The sequence below is a fragment of the Pseudomonas sp. GW821-FHT02A11 genome (assembly GCF_059421985.1).
Genome location: NZ_JBWKWB010000006.1, coordinates 260,922 through 280,392, shown reverse-complemented (window position 1 = coordinate 280,392; position 19,471 = coordinate 260,922). Strand labels below are relative to the sequence as shown.

At 61.0% G+C, this 19,471-nt stretch carries 17 protein-coding genes; 10 read left to right on the top strand and 7 right to left on the bottom strand.

Translation table 11 applies throughout. The annotated features are described in order from the left end of the window. Positions 1-181: 181 nt before the first annotated feature. Together lpdA and AC07V9_RS12595 are read right to left on the bottom strand one after the other, a co-directional pair. Positions 182-1,582, bottom strand: coding sequence for a dihydrolipoyl dehydrogenase (lpdA, locus tag AC07V9_RS12600; RefSeq protein ID WP_495016030.1), 1,401 nt, complete (start codon positions 1,580-1,582; stop codon positions 182-184). A 219-nt stretch (positions 1,583-1,801) separates the two neighbouring features. Continuing rightward, the gene (locus tag AC07V9_RS12595) at positions 1,802-2,554 is read right to left on the bottom strand and encodes a CDP-alcohol phosphatidyltransferase family protein (protein ID WP_495016029.1); all 753 of its coding nucleotides are present in this window, start codon (positions 2,552-2,554) and stop codon (positions 1,802-1,804) included. 243 nt (positions 2,555-2,797) lie between these two features. On the opposite strand from AC07V9_RS12595, the gene hflK (AC07V9_RS12590) reads away from it, so the two are divergent. The 5 genes from hflK (AC07V9_RS12590) to cfaB all read left to right on the top strand — a co-directional run bounded on the left by hflK (AC07V9_RS12590) (position 2,798) and on the right by cfaB (position 10,322). Further along, entirely contained in the window at positions 2,798-4,777 is a 1,980-nt protein-coding gene (gene hflK / locus AC07V9_RS12590; RefSeq protein ID WP_495016028.1) for a protease modulator HflK, read from the top strand. Positions 4,778-4,788: 11 nt separating this feature from the next. Then, complete coding sequence (hflC, locus tag AC07V9_RS12585; protein WP_495016027.1) at positions 4,789-5,835, top strand: protease modulator HflC; 1,047 nt, start codon at positions 4,789-4,791, stop codon at positions 5,833-5,835. Next, positions 5,832-6,899, top strand: coding sequence for a protease modulator HflK (gene hflK / locus AC07V9_RS12580; protein ID WP_495016026.1), 1,068 nt, complete (start codon positions 5,832-5,834; stop codon positions 6,897-6,899). The genes hflC and hflK (AC07V9_RS12580) overlap by 4 nt, the downstream gene beginning before the upstream one ends. Beyond that, entirely contained in the window at positions 6,896-8,857 is a 1,962-nt protein-coding gene (locus tag AC07V9_RS12575; RefSeq protein WP_495016025.1) for a cation-translocating P-type ATPase, read from the top strand. Before hflK (AC07V9_RS12580) ends, AC07V9_RS12575 begins: the two co-directional genes overlap by 4 nt. A gap of 280 nt (positions 8,858-9,137) precedes the next feature. Then, a complete protein-coding gene (gene cfaB / locus AC07V9_RS12570; protein WP_495016024.1) occupies positions 9,138-10,322 on the top strand; it encodes a C17 cyclopropane fatty acid synthase CfaB in 1,185 nt (394 codons plus the stop codon). A 137-nt stretch (positions 10,323-10,459) separates the two neighbouring features. On the opposite strand, the gene cls is transcribed toward cfaB, so the two are convergent. Beyond that, complete coding sequence (gene cls / locus AC07V9_RS12565; protein ID WP_495016023.1) at positions 10,460-11,899, bottom strand: cardiolipin synthase; 1,440 nt, start codon at positions 11,897-11,899, stop codon at positions 10,460-10,462. Between the two features lie 180 nt (positions 11,900-12,079). Between cls and AC07V9_RS12560 the strand changes: the two genes are divergently transcribed. Together AC07V9_RS12560 and AC07V9_RS12555 are read left to right on the top strand one after the other, a co-directional pair. Further along, positions 12,080-12,601, top strand: a complete 522-nt coding sequence (locus AC07V9_RS12560; protein ID WP_495016022.1) for a DUF3617 domain-containing protein — start codon at positions 12,080-12,082, stop codon at positions 12,599-12,601. 260 nt (positions 12,602-12,861) lie between these two features. Continuing rightward, positions 12,862-14,109: an N-acetylmuramoyl-L-alanine amidase gene (locus AC07V9_RS12555; RefSeq protein WP_495016021.1), complete on the top strand. Its 1,248-nt coding sequence runs from the start codon at positions 12,862-12,864 to the stop codon at positions 14,107-14,109. On the opposite strand, the gene AC07V9_RS12550 is transcribed toward AC07V9_RS12555, so the two are convergent. After that, positions 14,106-14,495, bottom strand: coding sequence for a glutamine synthetase (locus AC07V9_RS12550; protein WP_495016020.1), 390 nt, complete (start codon positions 14,493-14,495; stop codon positions 14,106-14,108). The genes AC07V9_RS12555 and AC07V9_RS12550 overlap by 4 nt on opposite strands. Before the next feature lie 89 nt (positions 14,496-14,584). On the opposite strand from AC07V9_RS12550, the gene zigA reads away from it, so the two are divergent. Next, positions 14,585-15,787 (top strand): zinc metallochaperone GTPase ZigA, encoded by a 1,203-nt coding sequence (gene zigA, locus AC07V9_RS12545; protein WP_495016019.1) that lies wholly within the window; start codon positions 14,585-14,587, stop codon positions 15,785-15,787. A 156-nt stretch (positions 15,788-15,943) separates the two neighbouring features. Here zigA and AC07V9_RS12540 read toward each other — a convergent pair whose 3' ends face one another. Then, the gene (locus AC07V9_RS12540) at positions 15,944-16,315 is read right to left on the bottom strand and encodes an NADH:ubiquinone oxidoreductase (RefSeq protein WP_495016018.1); all 372 of its coding nucleotides are present in this window, start codon (positions 16,313-16,315) and stop codon (positions 15,944-15,946) included. Positions 16,316-16,369: 54 nt separating this feature from the next. On the opposite strand from AC07V9_RS12540, the gene AC07V9_RS12535 reads away from it, so the two are divergent. After that, the gene (locus tag AC07V9_RS12535) at positions 16,370-17,332 is read left to right on the top strand and encodes a CobW family GTP-binding protein (protein ID WP_495016017.1); all 963 of its coding nucleotides are present in this window, start codon (positions 16,370-16,372) and stop codon (positions 17,330-17,332) included. Positions 17,333-17,385: 53 nt separating this feature from the next. On the opposite strand, the gene AC07V9_RS12530 is transcribed toward AC07V9_RS12535, so the two are convergent. Then, a complete protein-coding gene (locus AC07V9_RS12530; protein ID WP_495016016.1) occupies positions 17,386-17,778 on the bottom strand; it encodes a DUF3301 domain-containing protein in 393 nt (130 codons plus the stop codon). A gap of 134 nt (positions 17,779-17,912) precedes the next feature. Here AC07V9_RS12530 and pdxY point away from each other — a divergent pair, with 134 nt between their 5' ends. Then, complete coding sequence (gene pdxY, locus AC07V9_RS12525) at positions 17,913-18,779, top strand: pyridoxal kinase PdxY (protein ID WP_495016015.1); 867 nt, start codon at positions 17,913-17,915, stop codon at positions 18,777-18,779. Positions 18,780-18,904: 125 nt separating this feature from the next. Here pdxY and AC07V9_RS12520 read toward each other — a convergent pair whose 3' ends face one another. Then, on the bottom strand, positions 18,905-19,390 hold the full coding sequence (locus AC07V9_RS12520; RefSeq protein WP_495016014.1) for an acyl-CoA thioesterase: 486 nt from the start codon (positions 19,388-19,390) through the stop codon (positions 18,905-18,907). Between the last annotated feature and the right edge of the window lie 81 nt (positions 19,391-19,471).

Genomic DNA, 19,471 nt, shown 5'->3' with positions numbered 1-19,471 from the left:
GGGTTAAGCTGGGATATCGCCGATAGCCAAGCCTTGAACTCTGTGGCTCGCATCGCAGACCTCCGAAAACGAATGTCGACTTTACAAGCTTAGCTGCCAGCAACACTTTACGCAGACAGAGCCAATGAATTCGCTCCCAGAGGGTTATCAACAACCTGCGGGTTCGCCGTCGACCTTGGGCTTAGGCCTGCGTCGTATGCCCACCGGCGCCCATCGCCGCTTGTCGCAGCGCTTCTGAACGCGTCGGGTGGGGATGACAGGTCAGCGCGATATCTTCCGCCGAAGCCGCGAACTCCATGGCCACGCAATACTCGGCAATCATCTCGCTGACACTGGGGCCGATCAGATGCACGCCAAGAATCTCGTCGGTTTTTTCATCGGCGAGCACTTTGGCGAAGCCGTCGCCTTCGTGATTCACCTTGGCCCGACTGTTGGCGCTGAAAGGGAATTTGCCCACCTTGTAAGCGCGGCCTTCCTCCTTCAATTGCTCTTCAGTCTTACCAACGCTGGCGAGTTCCGGCTTGGTGTAGATCACGTTGGGGATCAGGTTGTAGTTCAGCTCGCCTTTCTTGCCGACGATGCGCTCCACGCACACCGCCGCTTCGTCCTCGGCCTTATGGGCGAGCATGGGGCCGGAAGTTACGTCGCCGATCACCCAAATACCGTCAACCGCTGTGCGATGGCCTTTGTTGGCCAGCACGCCGCGTTTGTCCACTTCCAGGCCTACCGTTTCCAGACCCAGACCTTTCGTCACAGGACGTCGGCCGATGGAGACCAGCACGTAATCCGCTTCGATCACTTCAGCTTCGCCACCGGCAGCAGGTTCGACGGTCAGGCTCACTCCTGAGTCGCCCGCGATGGCGGAGGTCACCTTCGAGCTGAGTTTGAAATTCATGCCTTGGCGCGACAACGAGCGGTGCAGGGTTTTGCCGGTTTCCAGGTCCGAGCCGTGGGCGACGTGATCGAGGAATTCCACCACTGTCACTTTGGCGCCCAAACGGCGCCACACCGATCCCAGCTCAAGGCCGATCACGCCCGCGCCAATGACCACCAGATGCTTGGGCACTTCTCTCAAAGACAGCGCGCCGGTGGAGTCGAGGATGCGTTGGTTGTCGATGGTCACGCCCGGTAATGGCGTGGGTTCGGAACCGGTGGCGATGATGATGTCCTTGGCAGTCAGCTCGGTTTGCGCGCCATTAGCGTCGGTGACGATGACCTTGCCGGGCCCGGCCAGCCGCCCCCAGCCCTTGATCCATTCAGCCTTGTATTTGCGAAACAGAAACTCGATGCCTTTGGTCAGGCCGGTCACGCTCTCGACCTTCTGCGCCAGCATTTGCGTCAGGTTCAGGGTCGGCGTGACCTCGATGCCCAGCTTCTTGAACTCTTCGCCAGTGGCCGCTTCGTACAGCTCGGAGGCATGCAGCAGGGACTTGGAAGGGATGCAGCCGACGTTCAGGCAGGTGCCGCCCAAGGTCTCGCGGCCTTCGATGCAGGCGACTTTCAAGCCCTTTTGACCGGCGTGAATGGCTGCGTTATAGCCGCCGGGGCCGCCGCCGATGATGACAACGTCGTAGTGACTCATGAGCGTACTCCTGAAGAAAAAATGCACAGTGCAAGCAAGCGTAGACCGCGCGTTGCAAATATCCCGAAAGAATCACGGTTCAATATTATGGTCATAATGCCACGCTCGAAAACAGGTGAGGTAAGGCGCGGAGCCCGACCGCGGGATTCGACGTAAGTCAAAAACGACCTGTGGATAAGATGTTGGCACACTGTGTGTAAAGCTGTTGATACAGCTTTCTCAGTCTTGTGCGTAAACGTTGGCCGTGGCGACCGAAGCAGTTTGGGTGGCCTCCGACACTGCGCGTCGAACGCGATTGAAGATGGTCACCAACAACAGCAGCGCCATGAGCGCCAGGGTGATATTGATCGGCGCGGTGAGCACGTAGCCAGAGCCAACTCCCACCCCAAAAATTGCGAAACACAGCATGCGAACGTCGCTGTTCATCGGGCCGTCACGCCGCCGCGATGCCTTGATCAGCAGCCCCAGCAAGCCTGCAAATTCGCTGAAAATCGACAGTAATGTCACCAGTAGAACCAGCAGCAGGCTCACCTTGGGAATCACCGCAAACGGCAGGAATAGAGCGGCTTCAGTCACCACATTGCTCAACTCGCGGGCGCAGTTGCCAAGTCTGGAATGCTGCCCGAATTCGCTGATCAATTGCGCCTGCACCGCATTGAGCATCATGCGGATCAGCATCCAGATCGGGATCAGGATGAAGATCCAGGCATTAAGTGCGAACGCGGCAACCAGCACGCCAATCGCTACCGAAATCAGCCCCGCGCACAGCGTCACATGAATGGCGCGCACGCCGTCGTCGAACAAAATTTGGGCAATGGGATGAAGAATTTTCTGCAGCCAGGTTTTGAGTATGGTCGGCATGATCGCGGGCCAGCTCCCTGTGGATAACTTTCTGGGAGCATAGTGCAAGATTTGATTTCTACACTGGCCGACTGCGGGGCGGGTGGACGTGAATCGGTTCAGGGTTGTCACAGCTTTGCGCCTGGGCGCGGGTAAGTCCTGGCGCATGACTCTCACATGGATCTGCTGTGCGAGCGGCTAACCTGTCGGATGGCTGTCTGACTGAAGAATTCGTCATGCTCGACCGTATTAACCGGACGAAAATTTCACGCCATTTGTTATATCGTAACGCCCCATCCAACGGTGGTACGGATGTTTATTCCGCTCAGTAAGCAGGTCGAGTGATGAGTTCAGCGTTGAAATTCTGGAGTGTCGATGCGGGTTGATCTGGATGTCGAAGGTGCAGCGCCTGCAAGCCTGCCAAGGTTTCAGCGCGCGGGCTTTCAGGTGCGTCGCCTCTCGCGATTGACCTACGTGCTGGGCGCCATGGGCGTGATTGGCCTGGTGGTCTCGCTGTTTGTCGACCTGTTTTCCCCCAATTCCCTGTGGACCGCGGTGCTCACCAATAGCGCCGCGAGCCTGCTGGTGCTGGCATCCGCGTCGCAGTCGGCGCAGGTGGTCGCCCTGTGGCGTGCCCACGTCATTGCTCCGGATGCCGAAGCGGTGCAAGCAGATGATGATGCGGGTGCTGAGGAACAAGGCTGGTACGACCGGTTGCTGGCGCGCATTGGCGGGGCGGGGACCTCTATGGTCGGGCAGATCGGCGCCCCCGTGTTTTGGCTGGCGGGCTGGGCGTTGCTGGCGCTGATCAGTCTTTCCCTGGTCTGGAACCTCACCCTCGTCGGCACTAGTGTCGGCCTGACCGGCAATGTGGTCGGCGGCCTGCTGCTGTTGATTGGATTTGGCCTGCTGGTGCTGGAGCGTCAGTTCAGCAACGAATCCGAAGCGAGCTGGCCCGAGGCCGAGCAGCTGGCGCAGATTTCCCGCGCGGCGATTGGCACCTTGCTGCTTGCGGCGTTCTGCCTGTTCTTCTCGTCTGTGGACCGGGTCTGGCCAGCGCGTCTGGCGGTGTTGATCGGCCTGTTACCGGGGCTGGTCGCGGTCGAGCTGCTGATCCGCGCGCTGCTGTCGGTCTTCAGTCCCCGCAATGAGCGCCTTGAACCGCGTCTGGTGGCCAGCAGTTTTGCCGCTGGCCTGCTGCGCTGGCCACCGCGTCCGCTGACAGCCTTGCAGAACGAATTGCACAATCGCTTCGGCATCGACTTGCGACAGATCTGGGCGTTTACCTACATGCGTCGCGCCTTCCTGCCAGTGATGGCAGTGATCGTCGCCCTCGGTTGGGCGCTGAGTGGCGTGCACGAAATCCCGATGCAGGGGCGCGGCATCTACGAGCGATTCGGCAAGCCTGTTGAGGTGTTGGGGCCAGGACTGCACGCCGGTTTGCCATGGCCATTCGGCACGGTGTTGCCGGTGGAAAACGGCGTGGTCCATGAGTTGGCCACCAGCGTGTCGGAGGGCGCAAAGTCCGATAACAGCAATGCAGAGCAGGCTCTGGACCCTGCCGAAGGCCCGCCGCCGACGGTAGCCAACCGCCTGTGGGACGCCACCCACATCAACGACAAATCCCAGGTGATCGCCAGCGGCTCGGGCGACAAGCAGAGCTTCCAGATCGTCAACATGGACGTACGTTTCGTCTATCGCATCGGTCTGGATGATCAAGCCGCGATGGCCGCGACCTACAACAGCGCCGACATCCCGAGCCTGATTCGCAGCACCGCCAGCCGTGTGCTGGTGCATGATTTTGCTTCGCGTACCCTCGACGAGTTGCTCGGCGAGCAGCGCACCGATCTGGCCGCCGACATCGGCAGTGCCGTGGCGCGGGACCTGAAGAAGCTCGACAGCGGCGTGGAAATCCTCGCCACGGTGGTGGAGTCGATTCACCCGCCAGCGGGTGCCGCCAATGCCTATCACGCCGTGCAAGCCGCGCAGATCAACGCTCAGGCCTTGATCTCCCGCGAGCGCGGTGCGGCGGCGGATCAGTCCAACCTTGCACAGTTGCATGCCAGCGTCGCCCACGATCAGGCAGCCGCCAATTCCCGTGAAGTCATGGCCAACGCGCAAAGCGCGGACCTGCGTTTCGGCGCCGAACAACAGGGCTATGCCAAGGCCGGTCAGGCATTTCTGCTGGAGCAGTACCTGAGCCAGCTGACCCTGGGCATGACCCACGCCAAATTGCTCGTTCTGGATCATCGCCTGGGCGGCAGCAGCGCGCCCACCATCGATCTGCGTTCTTTCACTCTCCCGGTCGACCCTGCGGCGTCGCCAAAGTCGGTTGAACAGCCGTCGGCTGAATAAGGAGTCGTCCCTTGAGTCTGTTTCATTCCCACGATCATCACGACCATTCCAGTCACGACCACGGCGGTCATGGTCACCACCACGGCCATCACCATCACGGCGAAGCGTCGGGCCCGGCAGCCTTTCCGTGGCGTCGCGCCGGGCTGGCGGCAGTGCTGATCGCGTTTGCAGTGGCGGCGGCGAGCCTGGTGCAGGTGCGCTCCGGCGAGGCCACGGTGATCACCCGTTTCGGCAATCCAGCCCGCGTGTTGCTCGACCCGGGCCTGAGTTGGCGCTGGCCGGCGCCGTTCGAGGCGGCGATCCCGGTAGACCTGCGCCTGCGCACCACCTCCAGCGGTTTGCAGGATGTCGGCACGCGCGATGGCCTGCGCATCATCGTGCAGGCCTACGTCGCCTGGCAGGTGCAGGGCGATCCGGACAACGTGAAGCGCTTCATGCGCGCCGTGCAGAACCAGCCTGACGAAGCGGCGCGGCAGATCCGCACCTTCGTCGGCTCGGCGCTGGAAACCACCGCGGCGAGTTTCGACCTGTCGAGCCTGATCAACACCGATGCCAATCAAGTGCGCATCGGCGAGTTCGAAAACCAATTGCGCCAGCAGATCGACAAGCAATTGCTGACCACTTACGGCGTACGCGTCCTGCAGGTGGGGGTCGAGCGTCTGACGCTGCCTTCGGTCACCCTCAATGCCACGGTCGACCGCATGCGCGCCGAGCGTGAAACCATCGCCACCGAACGCACCGCCATCGGCAAGCGCGAAGCGGCGCAGATTCGTTCGGCTGCCGAGCGCGATGCACGCATCGTCGAAGCCGACGCCACGGTCAAAGCCGCCGATATCGAAGCGCAGTCCCGCGTCGAAGCCGCGCTGATCTACGGCCGCGCCTACGCCAGCTCGCCGCAGCTGTACAACCTGCTGCGCTCGCTGGACACCCTCGGCACCGTTGTCGGCCCGACCACCAAGCTGATTCTGCGCACCGATGCCGCGCCGTTCCGCGTGTTGGTAGATGGCCCGCCGAGCCTGGATGGCAAGCAGGACGGCAAGGCTGGAACGCAGCCATGAGTGAGCAGGACTCGACAGCGATCGAGCGCCCGGTGGTCAACAGCCCGTGGTTGCAGGCCAGCCGGTTGGCGTTCCTGGGGTTGTACGTCGTGACGTTGCTGGCGGCACTGGGCTGGGCTGTGTCCAATGTGCGCCAGATCGATCCGCAGAACCGCGCCGTGGTGTTCCGCTTCGGCGAACTGAATCGCGTGCAGAACGCCGGTTTGCTGCTGGCCTGGCCGCAGCCATTCGAGCAGGTGGTGCTGCTGCCATCGGCCGACCGCGTGATTGAGCGTCACGTGGAAACCCTGCTGCGCTCGCCCACGGCTTTGGCCGCCGACAAGGTGACCAGCTTCGCCACGCCGATGAGCGATGCGCTGGCCGGTTCCGGCTTTCTGCTGACCGGTGACGCTGGCGTCGTGCAGCTGGATGTGACGGCGTACTACAAGGTCACTGACCCGCGCGAGTTTGTGTTGCAGGGCGAGCACGTGCTGCCTGCGCTGGATCGTCTGGTCAATCGCAGTGCGGTCAGCCTGACGGCTGCACGGGATCTGGACACCATTCTGGTGGCGCGTCCTGAGCTGGTCGGCTCCGACAGCCAGGCTGCCGAACGCCGCGAGCGCCTGCGTGGCGACCTGGTGCAAGGCATCAACAAGCGCCTTGAAGAACTGACCAGCACAGGCGTTGGCCTGGGTGTGGAAGTGGTACGTGTGGACGTGCAGTCCAGCTTGCCGCCCGCCGCCGTTAACGCCTTCAACGCCGTGTTGACCGCTAGCCAGCAAGCCGATCAGGCCGTGGCCAACGCGCGCACCGACGCCGAAAAACAGAACCAGACCGCCAATCAGCAGGCCGACCGCTTGCTGCAGGTTGCTCACGCGCAAGCCTCCGAACGATTGGCCAAGGCGCAGACCGACACCGCTGCCGTCACCGGCCTTGCGCAGTCGATCCAGAACAAGAGCGACCCCGGCCTGCTGCTGCGGATCTACCGTGAGCGCGTCCCGGGCATCCTCAAGCAGGCCGATTCTGTGACCACGGTCGATCCCCATGACGATTCACGCCTGATCATTCAGGGAGCCGACAAATGAGTGGCGACGCCGCACACACCCATTCCCACGATCCTGCTCACCATCATGCCCACGCCGATGCACCCGCACCCGGCAGCATGCTGACCAGCAATGAACAACGCAGCGCCGCGCGGCAACTGACCCTGGCGATGCTCGCCCTGGGCTTGCTGGCGCTGGGGCTGGTCTGGCGATTCTTCGCGCCCGAGCAGGTCGGCGTCAGCCAGTTGCTGCTCGGCGCTGCGTCCCTGCTGGTGGCGATTCCCGTGGTCAGCGCCGGTTGGTACAGCCTGCGTTATCCGAGCCTGCACGGCATCACCGATCAGCTCATCGCGCTGGCCATGCTCGGCGCCTGGGCCACTGGCGACCTGATGACCGCTGCCTTGCTACCGATCATCATGATCTTCGGTCACGTGCTGGAAGAGCGTAGCGTCATCGGCTCCCAAGAGGCCATTCAGGCCATCGGCAAACTGACCCGCAGCCATGCGCGCCTGATTGCGGCGGACGGCTCCATTCGCGAAGTGGACAACGCTTCTCTTGTCGCCGGTGATCGCGTTGAAGTGCGCGCGGGTGACCGTGTGCCGGCCGATGGCTTGGTGATGTCCGGGCAGGCGAGTCTCGACACTGCGCCGATCACAGGCGAATCGGTGCCGCTGGAAGCGCGTGCCGGGATGGAAGTGTTCGGCGGCGCAATCAACCTCGACGGCCTGCTGCGCATCGAAGTGACGCGCATTGGCAATGAATCGACGCTGGGCAAGGTCATCGCGCTGATGCAAAGTGCCGAGCGCTCCAAGCCTCCGATCACGCGCCTGCTGGAGCGCTACGCCGGCAGTTACATGGTGCTGGTGTTGCTGATCGCGGCGGTCACCTGGTTCATCACCAACAACGCTCAAGCAATGCTCGCCGTACTGGTGGCGGCGTGCCCGTGTGCGCTGGTGTTATCGGCGCCGGCCACGGCCATCGCCGGGATCGCAGTCGCGGCGCGCCACGGCATTCTGATTCGCAGCTCGGCCTTCCTGGAAGAACTCGCAGACCTCACTTCGCTGGTGGTCGACAAGACCGGCACCCTGACCTACGGCAGCCTGCGTCTGCAGTCTGTGCAGGCAGAAGAGGGCGCCGCAGACGAGGTGATCGCCTTGGCCGCGAGCCTGGGTTCGGCCAGTAGTCACCCGGTCAGCCGCGCGCTGGCAGGATTGGTTGAGAAGGATCATCTGCTGGCACTGGAAGACATTCGTGAGCGTCAGGGCCTGGGTGTCGTCGCGCGAACGGCCAGGGGCGAAGCAGCGCTAGGGCGCCCGGAATTGTTCGCCCAGCTGGGCATCCACACCTCGCCGGTTCCTCATCACGACGGCCCGATTGCAGGCCTTGCGGTCGATGGCGTATTTCTCGCCTGGCTGCTGCTGGCCGACAGCCTCAAGCCTGAAGCGCGTCAGGCCCTGAGCGAACTTCGCGACTTGGGCATGGGCCGGCAATTGCTGCTCACCGGCGACCGCCAGAGCGTCGCCGACAGCCTGGGCGCCGAAGTCGGCATCAGCGACATCCACGCTCAAGCGTTGCCTGAAGACAAGCTCAACCGGGTGATGGGCGAGATCAAGAGCGGCTTCCGGCCGATGGTGGTGGGTGACGGCATCAACGACTCCCTCGCGCTGAAAGCCGGCGTGGTCGGTGTGGCGATGGGGGCGGGCGGGGCAGACATCGCGCTGGCCTCCGCCGATATCGTGCTGATTGGCAGCGACCTGCGTCGCTTGGGCACTTGCGTGCGTCTGAGCCGTCAGTGCCGCTCGGCGTTGCAGGTCAACGTGATCATCGGACTGGGCTGGACGCTGGCGATTGTCGCGCTGGCGGCCTTCGGTGTGCTCGGCGCTGCCGGGGCAATGATCGCGGCTGTGCTGCACAACCTGAGCACGCTGCTGGTACTCGGCAACGCGGGGCGGTTATTGCGATTCCACGAACCTATCGCAAAATTTCACAATCCTTCCTAACCCTTTGAATTCGGCGCTTTCCCTGAGAGCGCCGAGTTAGACGCCTGTGCTAAGTATAAAAATTCGCTTGAGCTTTGAAGAACTCTGTTACAAATTATCAACAGTCATGAAGAGGGTGCTCCATCGCAGGCTTCAAATTGGCTCGAAACCTGGGCGCATGGAGGTACCCGGTAGTAGGTTCTTCGCTGTAATTCATAAAAGCCGATAGCCTGACGGTCCCCGCCCGGGAGCCGGTTTTGGACTACCCTTTTCCGTGTTTCTGGATCAGGGGGTTTTCTCAATGCTCGCGCAACTACCACCGGCGTTACAGAAGCTTCACTTACCACTGCGACTCAAGCTTTGGGATGGCAACGAAGTTGAACTGGGGGCCGATCCCAGCGTCACGATTGTCGTCAAGGATCCCTCGCTGGTGTCCGATTTCACTCACCCAAGTCTCGACCTGCTGGGTAGCGCTTTCGTTGAAGGCCGCCTGGAGCTTGAAGGCTCGATCAGCGAAGTCATGCGTGTTTGCGATGAGCTGACGGCGGCGTTGGCGGATGAGGATCACGAAGTTCTCCCCACGCGCACCGAGCACGACAAGGAAACCGACGCCAAGTCGATTTCCTACCACTACGACCTTTCCAACGACTTCTACCGGCTCTGGCTTGATCGGGACATGGTCTATTCCTGCGCCTACTTCAAGACTGGCAATGAAACGCTGGATCAGGCGCAGCAGGACAAATTTCATCACCTGTGTCGCAAGCTGCGGCTCAAGCCTGGGGAGTACCTGCTCGACGTGGGTTGCGGCTGGGGTGGCTTGTCACGCTTCGCCGCGCGGGAGTACGGCGTGAAGGTGTTCGGCATCACACTCAGCCGCGAGCAACTGGCGCTGGCGCAGGAGCGGGTCAAGGCTGAAGGGCTTGAGGACCGTGTCGAGTTGCAATTGCTCGACTATCGCGACCTGCCTCAGGACGGCCGTTTCGACAAGGTCGTGAGCGTGGGTATGTTCGAGCACGTCGGCCACGCCAACCTGGACCTCTACGCCAAGTGTCTGTTCGGCGCGGTGAAGGAGGGCGGTCTGGTAATGAACCACGGCATCACCGCCAAGCACACGGATGGTCGCCCGGTGGGGCGTGGCGCGGGCGACTTCATCGACCGCTACGTATTCCCCAATGGCGAGCTGCCGCATCTGGCGATGATCACTGGTTTCATCAGCGAAGCGGGGCTTGAAGTGGTCGACGTGGAGAGCCTGCGGCTGCACTACGCCAAGACGCTGGATCACTGGAGCGCGCGGCTGGAGGAGAAGCTGGATGTCGCGGCGGCGATGGTGCCGGAGCAGGCCTTGCGGATCTTCCGCCTGTACCTGGCGGGCTGCGCCTATGCGTTCTCCAAGGGCTGGATCAACCTGCATCAGATTCTGGCAGTGAAGCCTCGGGCTGATGGAAGCCATGACCTGCCGCCGACGCGGGATGATTTGTACGCGTAAACGCTGACAGTTAGAACCCATCCTGTGGGAGCGAATTCATTCGCGATTGGCCCGTACATCCGACACATTTTCATTGGATATACTGCCGCATCGCGAATGAATTCGCTCCCACAGGGCGGGTATTCTCCCTGCGGGCATCACAAAATCGGCGAGATCAGCCGCGCCACGCGCATCCCCAATTGCTGCAAATGATGGGTTTCCTTGCTCTCCTCGATGGAAATTTCGTGCGCCTGGGCGAAGTCATCGCTCAGCATCGCTTCCACCTCACTGGCAAAGTTCTCATCCACGGTCAGCAGCATCAATTCGAAATTCAGCCGGAACGAACGGTTGTCCAGATTGGCGCTGCCGATCGCGGAAATCTCGTTGTCCACCAGCACCACTTTCTGATGCAGGAAGCCTGGCGTGTAGCGAAACATCCGCACCCCGGCGCGTACGGCTTCAAAGGCGAACAGACTGGACGCAGCGTAGACCGTGTAATGGTCTGGCCGCGACGGCAGCAGCAGGCGCACATCGACGCCGCGCAGCACGGCAAGGCGTAGCGCGGCTGATACGGCTTCGTCAGGAATGAAGTAGGGCGTGGTGATCCACACACGCTGGGTGGCGGCATGAATCGCTTCGACAAAGAACAGCGAACACGTCTCCTGGGAGTCTGCGGGCCCTGTGGCGAGCAACTGGCAGAGCACGCCGTCTTCCGGGTAGCTCTCCGGCAAAATCAGCGGCGGCAACTCGCGGGTGGCCCAGAACCAGTCCTCGGCAAATGACTCTTGCAGGCTTGCCACCACCGGCCCGACGATCTCGACATGGGTGTCCCGCCAGGGCGCGAGCGGGGGCTTGAGTCCTATGTATTCGTCACCGACGTTATGCCCCCCGACAAACCCCTTCACGCCGTCGACGACAACGATCTTGCGGTGGTTGCGGAAGTTGACCTGAAAGCGATTGAGCCAGCCGCCTCGGGTGGCGAAGGCTTTGATCTGCACCCCGCCTGCGCGCAGCTTTTCGACGTAACTGGCGGGCAGGGCGTGGCTGCCAATGCGGTCGTAGAGGACGAAAACCTCGACACCTTCGGCGGCTTTCTCCAGCAGCAGCGACTGCAACCGGCGCCCCAGGCCATCGTCATGAATGATGAAGAACTGCACGAACACCACCTGCTTCGCCGCGCGGATGGCGTTGAAAATGGCATCGAAGGTGGCGTCGCCGTTAATCAGCAGTGTCACGACGTTGTTGGCCAGGCACGGCATGCGCCCCAGCTTGGGCATGGCCCGCAGCGATTCATAGGCGTCTGATCGGCGAGCTGCTACGGCCTCTTCAATCCAAGGTTTCCAGTTGAAGTCGACGATGGCGTTGCGCATCTCGTTGTTGGCCTGACGCCGCGCCTTGATATACGCGTCGAAGGTGCTGCGGCCAAACACCAGGTAGGGAATGAGGGTGATGTAGGGGATGAATATCAGCGGCATCGCCCACGCAATCGAGCCTTGTGCGGTGCGCACGGTCAGCAAGGCGTGAATCGCTGCTACGATGCCGAGCAGGTGGGTGAAGCCAAGCAAATAGCCAAAGAAATACGGGCTGTGATAGTCCATGCGCAACCTTGTGCTAGCGGCGTAGGTGTCTAACAGACCACAGCGCGCGGGGATTGTCGCTATTTTCTTGTGGCTGCAACTGGCCAGTGGATTCGTCGTCTAAGCGTCATTGCCTGGCGGCGCCCGAGGGCGTCACAGGCCGAAATCAAACAGCTTCAGAGCAAAAAGGAAATCAGGTTCATGAAAAAGCGCGTATTGGCGTTGATGGTATGTCTGGCTGCGCCCTTCGCTCAAGCGCAAGTGCTGCAACCAGGGCTATGGGAGTTGACCTCCAGCAACATGCAGGTCGACGGGCAGCAGATGCCGGACATGCAGGTGATGCTCGCGCAACTGCAGATGATGGCACCGCAGCAGCGTGCAGCCATGGAACAAATGCTGGCAAAACAAGGGATTACGCTGGGCGGTCAGGGCGTTCGTGTTTGCTTGACGCCGGAGCAGGTGAAGAACGAACAGATCCCACTGACTGATCCCAAGACTGGTTGTACCCAGCAGATCACCGAACGTAACGGCGCCACCTGGAAATTCAAATTCAGCTGCCCGCGCGCCCAAGGCACGGGTACTGCGCAGTTCCTCAGTGATCGCGCCTTCAACACCCATGTGATCGGCTCGTTCAACGCTACCGGCCAGCAGCAGAACGGCAGCATGGACACCAAGGCCGTGTGGCTGGGGCAGAACTGCGGCACCGTCAAACCGCGTACCTGATCCAATTACCCTACCGTTCGTCCGAACGCCCCGCTTGCCGGGGCGTTTTCATTTTTGCGGCCAATGTTTCAGTTCTGTTCCACGTGGAACATCTTGTTGTTTCACTTGAGTTTTTGGCCGTTACTCCTTGTTTTACAGCGTAAAAATCCACCCATTTCTATCAAAAGCTTCATCTTCACGGGACAGCCGGCATGTTATATTGTTACTAAGAATGTCATGTCTATCTGAGCCAGGATGCTCACCTTTTTTCGGAACGTGTCATGCACCGACGTCAAATGCTGCTCAATATGCTTTTGGCCAGCGCCGCCTTCGCGCTTCCTTTCTCTGTCAACGCCACCCAGATTCGCAGCGCCCGCCTTTGGCGTTCCGATAACAAGCTTCGGCTGGTCTTCGACCTCAGTGGGCCGGTGCAGTACAAGACCTTCACCTTGAGCGCGCCGGAACGCATCATCATCGACGTCAGTGGCGCGCGGCTGGAAGGCACCAACTTCAGTCAGCTGGCCCTGGAAAACACGCCGATCAAAGCGATTCGTTCCGGGCATTTCGGCCAGGGCGACACCCGCATCGTGCTCGACCTCGCCTCACCCGTGCAGCTCAACAGTTTCCTGCTGGGGCCCGAAGGCGCTCAGGGCAACCGATTGGTGCTGGATCTGGGGCATGACGTCGCCGCCCACGCGCCGGTGCAACTGGCTGCGGCACCTGCCGTACTGGCAAAAGAGCCGCCTGCACCTGTCGTCGACAAGGCTCACCCCAAGCGCGACATCATGGTGGTGGTGGATGCCGGTCACGGCGGCAAGGACCCTGGCGCCATCGGCTCCAAAGGCGAGCGCGAGAAAGACGTGGTGCTCTCAATCGCGCAGTTGCTGGCCAAACGCTTGAAGCGTGAGAAGGGCTTCGATGTGCGTCTGGTGCGCAACGACGACTTCTTTGTGCCGCTGCGCAAACGCGTCGACATCGCCCGCAAATACAACGCCGACATGTTCATCTCGGTCCACGCCGATGCGGCGCCAAGGCTCACGGCCTCCGGAGCCTCGGTGTTTGCGTTGTCGGAAAACGGCGCGACGTCGGCTACGGCGCGCTTCATGGCGCAGCGTGAAAACGACGCGGACCTGATCGGCGCCAACAGCCTGCTCAACCTGAAGGACAAGGACCCGATGCTGGCGGGCGTGATTCTCGACATGTCGATGAACGCGACCATTGCGGCCAGTCTGCAACTCGGGCACTCGGTGCTCGGCAGCCTTGAAGGCGTCACTACGCTGCACCAGAAACGCGTCGAACAGGCCGGTTTTGCGGTGTTGAAGTCCCCGGATGTACCGTCGATTCTGGTCGAGACCGGCTTTATCTCCAACAGCCGCGACAGCCAGCGCCTGGTCACTGCGCGTCATCAACAGGCTGTGGCCGACGGTTTGTTCGACGGCATGAAGCAGTACTTTGAGCGCAACCCTCCGGCGGGTTCGTTCATCGCCTGGCGGCAGGAACAGAAGGCGGCTGAGCAGGCTGTCGTTTAACGGCAGCCCATCACGCGATCGCAGGTGATCTTGCTCCGGCTGCCGCTGGAGCTGGACACCCGGCTGATGGTGGTCCAGCCGACCTTCTGGATGTACCCCACCCAGGCCTCGCCATCGGAGGCCAGCCCTGTAAAGAACGTCATTGAGCCGTAGCGGCTGTTGGTCTGCGCCCAGCTGCGTTTGCCCGCGCTTTCATAACCGCGCAGATACATCGTCGTGCCCGACATGGCCACGCTGTACTGGTTATTGAGGGCGTCGATGCACGCCAGCAGCGTTGCGCTGCGCGTGCACAGCGCTTGAGCCAGTTTGGGCGACGGCGGCGCGGCGAATACCTGCGTGCTCAGCAGCAGGACAAACCCGGCAAACGCATGAAAAACCCTGACCATCGAGCGGACCTTGTAAAAAGTGTTAGCAGATTTGAAGCGTTATATTATAACGTAAAAGAGACGTGATCCTGCTACCTGATGAGACCTCCATGGACCGCCTCCCCGTCACCGTTCTGTCCGGCTTTCTCGGCGCCGGTAAAAGTACACTGCTCAACTATGTATTGCGCAACCGCGAGAACCTGCGCGTCGCCGTGATCGTCAACGACATGAGCGAAATCAATATCGACGGCAGCGAAGTGCAGCGCGACGTCAGCCTCAACCGCGCCGAAGAAAAGCTCGTGGAAATGAGCAACGGCTGCATCTGCTGCACCCTGCGCGAAGACCTGCTGGAAGAGGTCAGCCGTCTGGCCAACGACGGCCGCTTCGATTATCTGCTGATCGAATCCACCGGCATCTCCGAGCCGCTGCCGGTGGCCGAGACCTTCACCTTTCGCGACGAGTCCGGGCAGAGTCTGGCCGATATCGCGCGGCTGGACACAATGGTAACGGTGGTCGACGGGCTGAATTTCCTGCAGGACTATCAGGCCGCCGAAAGCCTGGCGACGCGGGGTGAAACGTTGGGCGAAGAGGATGAGCGATCGATCACCGACTTGCTGATCGAGCAGGTCGAGTTCGCCGACGTGATCCTGATCAGCAAGATCGACCTGATCAGCGCCCACGATCGTCAGGAGCTGATGGCGATCCTCAAAACCCTCAACAGCCAGGCTGAAATCCTGCCGATGGTGATGGGCGCAGTGCCTCTGGGCAAGATTCTCGATACCGGCCGGTTCGACTTCGAGCGCGCGGCTCAGGCCCCAGGCTGGCTGAAAGAGCTGCGCGGAGAACATGTGCCGGAAACCGAAGAGTACGGCATCGCCTCAACTGCCTATCGCGCACGTCGACCGTTCCATCCGCAGCGTTTCTTCGATTTCATCAACGGCGAGTGGACTAACGGCAAGCTGCTGCGCTCCAAGGGCTTCTTCTGGCTGGCGAACAAGCACCAGGAGGCCGGAAGTTGGTCCCAGGCGGGCGGATTGATGCGTTACGGCTTTGCCGGTCGCTGGTGGCGCTTCGTGCCCAAGGAACAGTGGCCGCAGGATGAAGAAAGCACCGAAGTGATCATGCGCAACTGGAAGGCGCAGAGCGGAGATTGCCGTCAGGAGTTGGTGTTCATTGGGCAGAACATTGACTTCGATCAGCTCAATGCCGAACTGGATGCATGCTTGCTGACGGATATCGAAATGGCGGCGGGGGTTGAGGAGTGGACCCAGCTGGATGATCCGTTTGGGGATTGGCATGGCGAGGCTGCGTAACGCGGCGGTATAGCGCGGTGAAACAACTGTGGGAGCGAATTCATTCGCGAGAGGACGGTGCATTCGATAGGGATTTGTCGAATGTACCTACGCATCGAGAATGAATTCGCTCACACAGGAATGGTGTGCATGCGTCAGATCATATGGTTTGGATGGTCACTGCGCTTTCCACACGCCCTTGCTCTGCTGTTCGCAGAACGGCTTGAGGAAGGCCGCGTCGCTGGCCACGCCGTAATAGTGAATGTTCTGCCGATAAGGCATATTGGCGACTTGCGCGTTGCTGCACTGGCCAAATGAACCGCTCGGGCACTGGTCCACGTAGGTGACTTCGGTCTTTTGGTCTTTAAGCTGAGGCTTGCAGAAGCCGTCGTGGAACAAATCCTTCGGGATCGTGAGATTTTCCTGACAGACTTTCACGTCAAGGCGCTCGGCCTGGCTGTGAACCACACAGGAATCGGCCCACGCTTGCCCTGATGAAACCGCCAGCAGCACCAACGCCAGCCGCGCGGGCAACCGGATTGCACGCATTGATTACCTCCGTCTGCGCTCGTTTTCGGGAGCGACGTTCAAGAATGGCCGGACATGCTGCAGAACATTCCCACTCATGTCGTTGCTGGCCCTTTGGGCGCAGGCAAGACCAGCCTGATCAAACACCTGCTGACGCACAAGCCTGCCCACGAGCGCTGGGCGATCCTGATCAACGAGTTTGGTCAGATCGGCCTGGACGCTGCGCTGCTAAGCACGGCCAAGGATGGTATCGCACTTGGCGAGGTGGCTGGGGGGTGCCTGTGCTGCGTCAATGGCGCGCCGTTTCAGATTGGTCTGGGGCGACTGCTGCGCAAGGCGCGGCCAGATCGGCTGTTCATCGAGCCATCAGGCTTGGGTCATCCGGTGCAACTGTTGGCGCAACTGCGCGAGGCGCCGTGGGTGGGTGTGCTCGCGGTTCAGCCCAGCGTGATCGTGCTCGACGCCCAGGCCCTTGCAGCTGGAAACCCTCTGCCACAGCACCAGCAGGACGCCATTCAGGGCGCCGGCCTGCTCGTGCTCAATAAATCTGCAAACCTGGACGCAACACAGCGGCAGGCTGTTAGCAGGCAATTGCCTGAGCGTAAGTTGTTCTGGACCGAGTCAGGCGCCTTGCCGCTGGATCGATTGCCGGGTGTGGAAGTGCGAGGCGTCGAGGGTGTGGATAACTTCGTTGCGCCCAGGACCGTGGCTCAGCTGCCTGCGGTGTGGACCGATCCAATGACACCGATCTGCCTGAGCCAGGGGCAGGCCGAGGGTTGGAGCATCGGCTGGCGCTGGCATCCGGATAGGGTGTTCGATGCGTCGAAGGTGCAACGCTGGCTGCAAAGCCTTGAATGGCGCCGCGCCAAGCTGGTTATCCACAGCGCTTCGGGCTGGGTGTCGGGCAATGCGCTGGAGGGGAGCGAAGTCCAATGGGCGCCGAGTGAGTGGCGCAAGGATTCGCGGCTGGAATTGATCTTTGCGGAGCCTCAGGACGAGGCTGAATTGAGCGCACAACTGGCGCAGTGTCTGGTTTAGAAAGGCACCGCAGGTAAGCCGGACTGCTACATAAAGCGGTTATCCACAGCCGCTCAGTGCTTCCACTTGTTGTGATCCTGACGCCATTCGCTGAGCTGGATGATCTCGGCGGTCGGCTTGGGATTCTTGATCTCGAACGGGTAGGGCGCCAGCTCGATCTGGGCCGTGTGCGCGCCGAACATAGTGATCGTGCCGGGGTGACGCTGCTCGCCGGTCACGGTGAATTCGAAGTTATACACACGGGCTAGCCGCTTACGGCCATCGTTGTCTCGTTTGAAGGCTATCCGGCGCAGGGCGACGTTCCCGTCGAGCAGTTCCAGGTCCAGCTTGGCGCAGTGTTGTTTGACGCGCTCCAGCGCTCGTTCACGCAGACCATGGGAATGCCACAGCCACGCACCAGCAGTCGCCAGCAGCATCAGGACGAAAATATTGCCCAGGGTCAGCATGAAAAGAAAGCTCCGACAGAAGACGTCCAGCTTAACTGCGTCAGGTCACCGACAGCCATAGCCCGGTCGTTTAATTTCGCTTCACTTCGTCCGGGTTCACTACTACTGTGCTCCCCCGGCTTCAGGAACCTGTCATGAAACGTTCGCCTCATTTACTCGCCATCCAGTCTCACGTGGTCTTCGGGCACGCTGGCAACAGCGCGGCCGTGTTCCCTATGCAGCGTATCGGCATCAACGTCTGGCCGCTGAATACCGTTCAGTTCTCCAACCACACTCAGTATGGACACTGGGCGGGCGAAGTGCTGGCGCCGCAGCAAATTCCTGCGCTGGTCGAAGGCATTGCCGCCATCGGCGAGTTGGGCAACTGCGATGCGGTGTTGTCGGGGTATCTGGGCAGCGCGGCCCAGGGGCGAGCGATTCTGGCGGCCGTAGCGCAAATCAAACACGCCAATCCACGGGCCTTATACCTGTGCGACCCGGTAATGGGGCACCCGGAAAAAGGCTGCATCGTGCCCCAGGAGGTCAGCGATTTTCTGCTGGAAGAAGCGGCAGCTGTGGCGGACTTTCTCTGCCCGAATCAGCTGGAGCTGGACAGTTTTTCCGGACGCAAACCGAGTTCCCTGCTCGACTGCCTGGCGATGGCCCGCGCGCTGCTGGCCCGAGGCCCCAAGGCGATCATCATCAAGCATCTGGATTACCCGGGCAAGCCCGCCGATGGCTTCGAGATGCTGCTGGTGACCGAGCACGAAAGCTGGCATCTGCGCCGTCCGCTGCTCGCGTTCCCGCGTCAGCCGGTGGGCGTAGGCGATCTGACGTCCGGCTTGTTCCTGTCGAAGGTGTTGCTAGGAGATGACTTGCGCAGCGCCTTTGAGTACACGGCCTCGGCGGTGCATGAAGTGCTGCTGGAGACTCAGGCCTGTGGCAGTTACGAGGTTGAGCTGGTCAGGGCGCAGGACCGGATCGCGCATCCTCGGGTGAAGTTCGAGGCGACGCGGCTGTAATAGCGGTCATTTGTATCGCCCGGAACGGCGCCATCGCGGATAAATCCGCTCCCACAGGGGAATGCGATCAACCTGTGGGAGCGGATTTATCCGCGATACGTTATTTCAAACGCCAACGATTTCGATCAAACCGCGTCCTCGCGAATTTCGCGGTAACGCTTCTCCAGCTCCTGACGGATCTGACGACGCTGTTGCGCCTGCACGTAGCGGCGTTTGCCTTCGCTCGACTCCGGCGCCAGCGGCGGAACGCTCGCCGGTTTGCGCTGGTCATCCACCGCCACCATGGTGAAAAAGCAGCTGTTGGTGTGGCGCACCGAGCGCTCGCGGATGTTCTCGGTCACTACCTTGATGCCAACTTCCATGGACGTGTTGCCGGTGTAATTCACCGACGCCAGGAAGGTCACCAACTCGCCGACATGAATCGGCTCGCGGAAAATCACTTGGTCCACCGACAGCGTCACGACATAACGGCCGGCGTAACGGCTGGCGCAGGCGTAGGCGACTTCGTCGAGGTACTTGAGCAGGGTGCCGCCGTGCACGTTGCCAGAAAAGTTGGCCATGTCCGGGGTCATCAATACAGTCATCGACAGCTGGGCGTTTCCGGGTTCCATAGCGTGCTCACGGTCAGGTTGAGTCAATTGGCACCTCGTGGTAGGCGCTCGAAGGTAAAAAACAGCAATCAAAACCAACAA

Excerpts from the sequence above, each read along its gene's own strand:
- AC07V9_RS12575 (WP_495016025.1), top strand. The coding sequence starts at position 6,896 with ATGAGTGGCGACGCCGCACACACCCATTCCCACGATCCTGCTCACCAT.
- AC07V9_RS12555 (WP_495016021.1), top strand. The coding sequence starts at position 12,862 with ATGCACCGACGTCAAATGCTGCTCAATATGCTTTTGGCCAGCGCCGCC.
- hflK (WP_495016026.1), top strand. The coding sequence starts at position 5,832 with ATGAGTGAGCAGGACTCGACAGCGATCGAGCGCCCGGTGGTCAACAGC.
- pdxY (WP_495016015.1), top strand. The coding sequence starts at position 17,913 with ATGAAACGTTCGCCTCATTTACTCGCCATCCAGTCTCACGTGGTCTTC.
- cls (WP_495016023.1), bottom strand. The coding sequence starts at position 11,899 with ATGGACTATCACAGCCCGTATTTCTTTGGCTATTTGCTTGGCTTCACC.
- AC07V9_RS12535 (WP_495016017.1), top strand. The coding sequence starts at position 16,370 with ATGCTGCAGAACATTCCCACTCATGTCGTTGCTGGCCCTTTGGGCGCA.
- zigA (WP_495016019.1), top strand. The coding sequence starts at position 14,585 with ATGGACCGCCTCCCCGTCACCGTTCTGTCCGGCTTTCTCGGCGCCGGT.
- AC07V9_RS12540 (WP_495016018.1), bottom strand. The coding sequence starts at position 16,315 with ATGCGTGCAATCCGGTTGCCCGCGCGGCTGGCGTTGGTGCTGCTGGCG.
- hflK (WP_495016028.1), top strand. The coding sequence starts at position 2,798 with ATGCGGGTTGATCTGGATGTCGAAGGTGCAGCGCCTGCAAGCCTGCCA.
- AC07V9_RS12530 (WP_495016016.1), bottom strand. The coding sequence starts at position 17,778 with ATGCTGACCCTGGGCAATATTTTCGTCCTGATGCTGCTGGCGACTGCT.
- cfaB (WP_495016024.1), top strand. The coding sequence starts at position 9,138 with ATGCTCGCGCAACTACCACCGGCGTTACAGAAGCTTCACTTACCACTG.
- AC07V9_RS12520 (WP_495016014.1), bottom strand. The coding sequence starts at position 19,390 with ATGGAACCCGGAAACGCCCAGCTGTCGATGACTGTATTGATGACCCCG.
- AC07V9_RS12550 (WP_495016020.1), bottom strand. The coding sequence starts at position 14,495 with ATGGTCAGGGTTTTTCATGCGTTTGCCGGGTTTGTCCTGCTGCTGAGC.
- AC07V9_RS12560 (WP_495016022.1), top strand. The coding sequence starts at position 12,080 with ATGAAAAAGCGCGTATTGGCGTTGATGGTATGTCTGGCTGCGCCCTTC.
- lpdA (WP_495016030.1), bottom strand. The coding sequence starts at position 1,582 with ATGAGTCACTACGACGTTGTCATCATCGGCGGCGGCCCCGGCGGCTAT.